7 protein-coding genes are annotated in these 6,217 nt (G+C 71.3%); 4 read left to right on the forward strand and 3 right to left on the reverse strand.

Annotation, left to right across the window (positions count from 1 at the left end):
• Together D7X12_RS38015 and D7X12_RS38020 are read left to right on the forward strand one after the other, a co-directional pair.
• Positions 1-404: C25 family cysteine peptidase (locus tag D7X12_RS38015; RefSeq protein ID WP_244225027.1), on the forward strand; the 404-nt coding region annotated here is incomplete at its 5' end.
• A gap of 15 nt (positions 405-419) precedes the next feature.
• Entirely contained in the window at positions 420-1,790 is a 1,371-nt protein-coding gene (locus D7X12_RS38020; RefSeq protein ID WP_120630066.1) for a metallophosphoesterase, read from the forward strand.
• Between the two features lie 33 nt (positions 1,791-1,823).
• Here the strand turns inward: D7X12_RS38020 and D7X12_RS38025 are convergent, their stop codons facing one another.
• The gene (locus D7X12_RS38025; protein ID WP_244225028.1) at positions 1,824-3,005 is read right to left on the reverse strand and encodes an MFS transporter; all 1,182 of its coding nucleotides are present in this window, start codon (positions 3,003-3,005) and stop codon (positions 1,824-1,826) included.
• A 116-nt stretch (positions 3,006-3,121) separates the two neighbouring features.
• On the opposite strand from D7X12_RS38025, the gene D7X12_RS38030 reads away from it, so the two are divergent.
• Both D7X12_RS38030 and D7X12_RS38035 read left to right on the forward strand, forming a co-directional pair.
• Positions 3,122-3,508 carry a MerR family transcriptional regulator gene (locus tag D7X12_RS38030; RefSeq protein WP_120630068.1) on the forward strand — a complete coding sequence of 129 codons (387 nt, stop codon included), beginning with the start codon at positions 3,122-3,124 and terminating at the stop codon, positions 3,506-3,508.
• Positions 3,495-4,427, forward strand: coding sequence for an alpha/beta fold hydrolase (locus D7X12_RS38035; RefSeq protein ID WP_120630069.1), 933 nt, complete (start codon positions 3,495-3,497; stop codon positions 4,425-4,427). Before D7X12_RS38030 ends, D7X12_RS38035 begins: the two co-directional genes overlap by 14 nt.
• Before the next feature lie 12 nt (positions 4,428-4,439).
• On the opposite strand, the gene D7X12_RS38040 is transcribed toward D7X12_RS38035, so the two are convergent.
• Together D7X12_RS38040 and D7X12_RS38045 are read right to left on the reverse strand one after the other, a co-directional pair.
• The gene (locus D7X12_RS38040) at positions 4,440-5,351 is read right to left on the reverse strand and encodes a glutaminase (RefSeq protein WP_120630070.1); all 912 of its coding nucleotides are present in this window, start codon (positions 5,349-5,351) and stop codon (positions 4,440-4,442) included.
• A gap of 17 nt (positions 5,352-5,368) precedes the next feature.
• Complete coding sequence (locus tag D7X12_RS38045) at positions 5,369-6,130, reverse strand: ParA family protein (RefSeq protein WP_120630071.1); 762 nt, start codon at positions 6,128-6,130, stop codon at positions 5,369-5,371.
• Positions 6,131-6,217: the final 87 nt, after the last annotated feature.

A 6,217-nucleotide genomic window follows, 5' to 3' on the forward strand; every position in this document is an offset into this window, starting at 1 on the left:
GTGAGGTGCTCGCCCCCGCCGCCTTCGTCGCGGCCCTGCCCCGGAGACTCCTCTCTCATCCCAACGGCGGCGCGCTGGCCGTCATCGGCCACGTGGAGCGGGCCTGGGGCTTCTCCATCAAGCCCCTCGACATGGCCCAGGCCTCCCCCCATGCGTTCACGGGAACGCTCTCGAGGATCATGGCCGGCGAGCCCGTGGGCCACGCGCTGCGCGACTTCCGCGACCGCTTCTCCGCCGCGAACAACCTCCTGCTGAACCACCTCGATCCCAACATGCCCAACAACAAGCTGGAGCCCCGCGCGTTGCTCCACCAGTGGATCGAGCGCAACGACGCACGCAACTACGTGGTGCTGGGTGATCCTGCAGTGCGCATCCGGCACACCGACCTGCAGCCGCTTCCCTGAAAGGAGCTTGGACCGATGCGAACGCTCATTCTCAGCGACCTCCACCTCGGCAACGGAGGGCCCTATGACATCTTCGCGGGCGCCGCCGAGCTCCCCGCCCTGCTCGACTCCTTCACGCGCACGCCCACGCACGTCGTCTTCAACGGGGACAGCTTCGACTTCCTGCTGAACGACGACCCGCTCGCGGTGGACTCCAAGCAGACCGTCGCGCAGGCCCGGGCGCTGGTGGGCTCCGCGCAGACGGCGCCGTCGCTCCAGGCGTTGGGCCGGGTGCTGGCCGCGGGCGGACGGGCGACGATGGTGGTGGGCAACCACGACCTGGAGCTGGCCCTGCCGGAGGTCCAGGCCGTGGTGCGCGCGGCCCTGGGGCAACCGGCTGCCGTGGCTTCAAGACTGGTGTTCCGCGACGGCACGGAGCCCCTGCTGCTGGAGGTGGGCGGCGCGCGGGTGCTCGTCACCCATGGCGAGCACAACGACGTGGCCAACCGCATCGACTACGGCTCGCTGCTGTCCACGGACCGCACCCGCTTCCAGTACCCGCCGGGCTCCGTGCTGGTGAAGAACCTGCTCAACCCGCTCAAGCACCAGCACCGCATGCGGTACATGGACCTGCTCAAGCCCGACTTCCAGGGGGCGGTGATGGTCGCGCTCGGCGTCAAGCCGGACGCGCTCAAGGTCCTGATGACGAGCGGGACCCTCACGCTCATCCGTCGCATGCTGGAGAACCAGGACCTCCCTCCGGCCTTCGCCATCGAGCCCCGGGACGCGAACACGCCTTCGGAGGCGGACGAGCAGCTGGCGCGGACGCTCGCGGAGGTGGACCTGGATGACGAGGAGGTGGAGGCCCTGATGTCGGTGCTGGATCCGCAGTCGCTCAACTCCTTCGACAACCCGGACGCCCTGGGCCGCGCCCGCCTGAAGCTGTGCAAGGCGGGCTTCGCGCTCTACGCACGCCTGCACCGGAAGGTCGCCGGGACGACGGGGACGGAGTACTTCTCACTCGAGCCGGCGAAGGACGAGCTCGCGGAGAGCGAGCGGCTGGGCAGGAAGTTCAGCCATCAGGCGGTGGTGATGGGCCACACCCACGCGGCGCGCTGGCACCAGGGCAACGGCCGCGTCTACGCCAACACCGGCACGTGGATCTCCCTGCTGCGGCTGCCCGCTCCGGACGCCCCCGACGCGGAATGGGGCGACTACCTCCAGGAGCTCCAGGGCAACCCCTCGCTGGAGCCCACCCGGCAGAAACTGGCCCGGGTGGAGCACCGCTTCACCTGCGTGGAGGTCTCGCCCAAGACGTCGGCGCCGGGGGCGACGCTCCGGCTGGCCCAGTGGAAGGACCAGGGGCTGCAGACGCTGGGCAGCGCGGAGCTGCCCGCGGGGAGCTGACGCCGCCCACCCGCACGGTGTGCCCTGAGCGCGTCAGGCGCGGTCGGCCGACGCGGAGAGCACCCCGTGCAGCAGCGCCAGCATCACGGCGCACGCGAGGATGTGGGGCGCGACGTACGCAAGGCCCCACCGCTCCGCGATGATGCCCGCGAGGCTCGGCAGCACGGCGACGCCCGCGGTGGCCGCGCTCACCTGGAAGCCCACCGCGTGCGCGGAGACGTCGGTGCCCACGCGGCGCGGCGTCTCCGACATCAGGCCCGGGAAGATGGGGGCCAGCGCGAAGCCCAGCAGCACCAGCCCCAGCGCGGGCGGCACGCTGGGGATCGCGAACAGCAGCGCGCCCACCACCGCGAGCGCCGTGCTCCCCCGCAGCATCCGCACCGAGCCCAGGTGCTCGACGATGAACCCCGACAGGACGCGCCCCACGAGCAGGCTGCCCCAGTAGAAGCTCACCCAGGTGCCGGCCTCGGCGGTGTCCAGGCCCCGCCCTTCCGTGAGCACGGTGAAGCTCCACTGGCCGGCCGTCACCTCCACGCCGGTGTAGAAGAAGAACGTCACGATCTGCAGCCACACCCGCGCCCGTCGCAGCGCATCGAACGCGGAGCCCGTGACAGGCGCTTCGGCGGGAACCTCCCCGGTCGTTGGCACCGGTGCATCCCACTGCCTGCGCATCACGAAGAACGCCAGCGCCAGCGCGCCCAGCACCGCGCCGATGACGGCATACCCGGAGCGCCAGCCCACGCCCCGTGTGAGCAGCGCTGTCATCAGCACCGGCCCCAGCGCCGCTCCGACGCTGTAGGCCGCATGCAGCCAATTCATATGTTTCGGCCCGAAGTTCTGGGCCGCGTAGTTGTTGAGCGCGGAGTCGATGGCACCCGACCCGAAGCCGATGCAGCACGCGGCGACGAGGAAGAGCGCGAACACGGGCACGGACACGTACCCCGCGAGCCCCAGCGCCACGAGCCCCGTGCTCAGCGCCAGCAGCAGCCCCAGCCGCAGGGCGCGCATCAGCCGTCCCGCGAGCAACCCCGACACGAAGTACGCGACGGCCGCCGTGGAGAGGATGGCGCCCATGCCCGCCTGCGACAGCCCGAACGTGCTGCGCAGCGACGGCCACGCGACGCCGAGCACGGCATCCGGAAGCCCCAGGCTGATGAACGCCAGGTAGGCGAGCGTGAGGAGCGCGGGACGGGGGGCGGATTCAGGAGGACGCACGGGCGCGCACCGTAGAACGCGCTCGGGCATCCCGTCAGGGCTTCGTGGCGGCCTTCATCGGGTGCTTGACCTTGACACCAGTGTCAGGCGCTAGCGTCCGTTTCCAGGAGAGCAGGATGAACATCGGAGAACTCGCCCGGCGCACGGGCTCCAGCGCGCGCTCCATCCGTCACTACGACAAGGCCGGGCTCCTCGCCTCGCACCGACGTGACAACGGGTACCGCGACTTCAGCGACGAAGCGGTCCCCCAGGTGATGCAGGTCGCCCGGATGATCCGCCTGGGCTTCTCGCTGGAGGAGATCACCACCTTCCCGCCCTGCATGCTTCGTCAGGTCACGAACGCCGTCTGCCCGGACGCGCTCGCCGCCCACCGCGAACGCCTGGCGGAGGTCGACCGGCAGCTCTTCGACCTCGCGCGCCTGCGGGAGCGGCTCCTCACCGTGCTGGGCGCGAATGAGCCCCACCTTCCCCCCACCGAACGAGCACCGCATGAACCGTCGTGACGTGATGAAGACCGCCCTGCTGGGCACCGGCCTGCTGCCGGGACTCGGCCTCGCGGCCAACAACACCCCTGCCCCGGCCAAACGCCCCAAGGCCCGGACGTTCCTGCTGGTGCACGGCGCATGGCACAACGCCTTGCACTGGACCCGCGTCTCGCAGGCCCTCTCCGCGCGGGGGCACCAGGTGGTGGCCATCGACCTGCCCGGCCATGGCCTCAACGCGCGCTTCCCCGCGGCCTACCTGACGGGCAACACCGCGCGCCTCACCGAGGAGCGGTCCCCGCAAGCGGACGTCACGCTGGAGGACTGCGCGACGGCGGTGGTGTCGGCGCTGGAGAAGTTGAAGGACGGGCCGAAGCCCGTGCTCGTGGGCCACAGCGCGGGTGGCACCGTCATCACCCGGACGGGAGAGCTGGCACCGCACCTCATCGGCCGGCTGGTGTACCTGAGCGCGTACTGCCCGCTGCGCCTCCAGAGCGCCAGCGGCTACGGCGCCCTTCCCGAGGCCCGCACCGGCTACGGACAGTCGCTCTTCCTCGGAGACCCGGCGAAGCTGGGCGCGGTGCGGATCAACCCGCGTGGCGACGCGGCGTACCTCGAAGCCCTGCGCCTGGCCTTCTACCAGGACGTGGAAACGGCGGGCTTCCTGCCCTTCGCGCTCACCCTCACGCCGGACCTCCCGCAGTCCCTCTGGACGGCCAGGGTGGGCGCGACAAAGGAGCGCTGGGGCCGCCTCCCGCGCAGCTACCTGCGCTGCGCCCAGGACCGCGCGCTGGCCCCCGCGCTCCAGGACCTGATGATCCGCGAGGCGGACGCCTTCACGCCCGGCAACGCGTTCACCGTCGACACGCTGGAGTCCTCGCACTCGCCCTTCGCGTCCCAGCCGGAGAAGCTGGCCGCGCTGCTGGACGGCCTGCGCTGAAGCGGCGCTGCTTCAGAAGATGGACAGGCCGGTCAGCGTCGTGAAGCGGTCCAACGCCTCCACGCCCGCCACCGAGTTGCCCCGCGCATCCAGCCCGGGGCTCCACACGCACAGCGCGCAGCGGTTGGGGATGACGGCGATGATGCCTCCGCCCACGCCGCTCTTGCCCGGCAGCCCCACACGGTAGGCGAACTCCCCCGCCGCGTCGTATGTGCCGCAGGTGAGCATCACCGCGTTGACCTGCTTGGCCTGGCTGCGCGTGAGCAGCCGCGCCCCATCCGCGCGCTGGCCATGTCGGGCGAGGAACCCGCACGCCCGCGCCAGGTCCGCGCAGCTCATCGCCAGCGAGCACTGCCAGAAGTAGTGCTCCAGCACCTCCGGGACGGAGCCCTCCATGTTGCCGTAGCTCGCCATGAAGTGCGCCAGCGCGCTGTTGCGGTGGCCGTGCTCCGCCTCCGACGCGGCAATCACGGCATCGAAGTCCACCGCCGGGTTGCCGCTCTCCGCGCGCAGGAAGTCGCGCAGCGTGCCCCGTGCGTCGCCGGTGAGCCGTTGCAGCCGGTCCGTGATGACCAGCGCGCCCGCGTTGATGAACGGGTTGCGCGGGATGCCCTGCTCGTACTCCAGCTGCACCAGCGAGTTGAACGGGTTGCCCGACGGCTCCTTGCCCACCCGCTTCCACAGCGCGTCCCCGTCCCGCGACAGGGCCAGCGCCAGCGTGAACACCTTGGAGATGCTCTGGATGGAGAACGGCACGCGCCAGTCACCCACCCCGTACACGTCCCCCTCCACCGTCGCGAGCGCCATGCCGAACCGGCTTGGGTCCACCGCCGCGAGCGCCGGGATGTACGTCGCCACGCGGCCCTGCCCCAGCACCGGCCGCACCGCGTCCCACACCTGCGTCAACACCGCCTGGTAGTCCATGCGCCGTCCGTCCTTCGTCAGCGCAGGCCCGCACGCTTCGCCAGCTCCTGCGCCAGCGCGCGCAGCTCCTCGGCGCCGGACGCGTTCGGGCTCGTGTCGAACACCACCTCGTAGCCCAGGCCCGCCTGGTTGATGGACTCCGAGCGCGGGATGCGCGTGCGCAGCACCGGCACCGTCACGTCCTTCAGCGCCTCTTCCATCGCCACGTTGGTCGCGGGCGTGCGCCGGTCCCACAGGTTCACCGCGGCCACCAATTCGCCGCCGCTCTCGCGCACCTCGCGCCACGCGGTTTCAATCTCACCCAGCCCCTGCAACGCGAAAGCGCCCGTGGGCACCGGCGCCACCACCACGTCCGCGAAGCACAGCACGGCCTCCGTGAACGCGCCGATGCTCGGCGGCGTGTCCACGATGATGACGTCCGGCGTCCAGGAGAGCGTCTTCAGCGCGCGAGGAATGGCCTGCAACCGGTGCCCCCACCCGAACAGCTCGCGCTCCAGCGCCGCCATGCGAGGCGCTCCCGGCGCGATGAACAGCCCCTGCCGCTTCGGCGACGCCACGACGATCTCGTCCAGCCGGTGCTTCGGCCGGGGACCGAAGGCGTCCGCCACGCACGGGCCGTCCCGCGTCTCCAGCCCCAGCACCAGCGACGCGTGCGCCTGCGGATCCAGGTCCAGCAGCAACACCCGGCGGCCCGTGTCCGCCAGCGCCGCCGCCACGTGCGCGCACAGGGTCGTCTTCCCGACGCCCCCCTTGATGGTACAGAACGCAATCGTCGGCATGATGGGCCCCGGGTCTACCAGGAATCCGCCGCCCCGAGGACCGCGCCGGAATGGAACGCCCGCTCCATTGGGGGCGCCCCAGAATGG

The organism is Corallococcus sicarius (assembly GCF_003611735.1).
Taxonomy (GTDB): Bacteria; Myxococcota; Myxococcia; order Myxococcales; family Myxococcaceae; genus Corallococcus; species Corallococcus sicarius.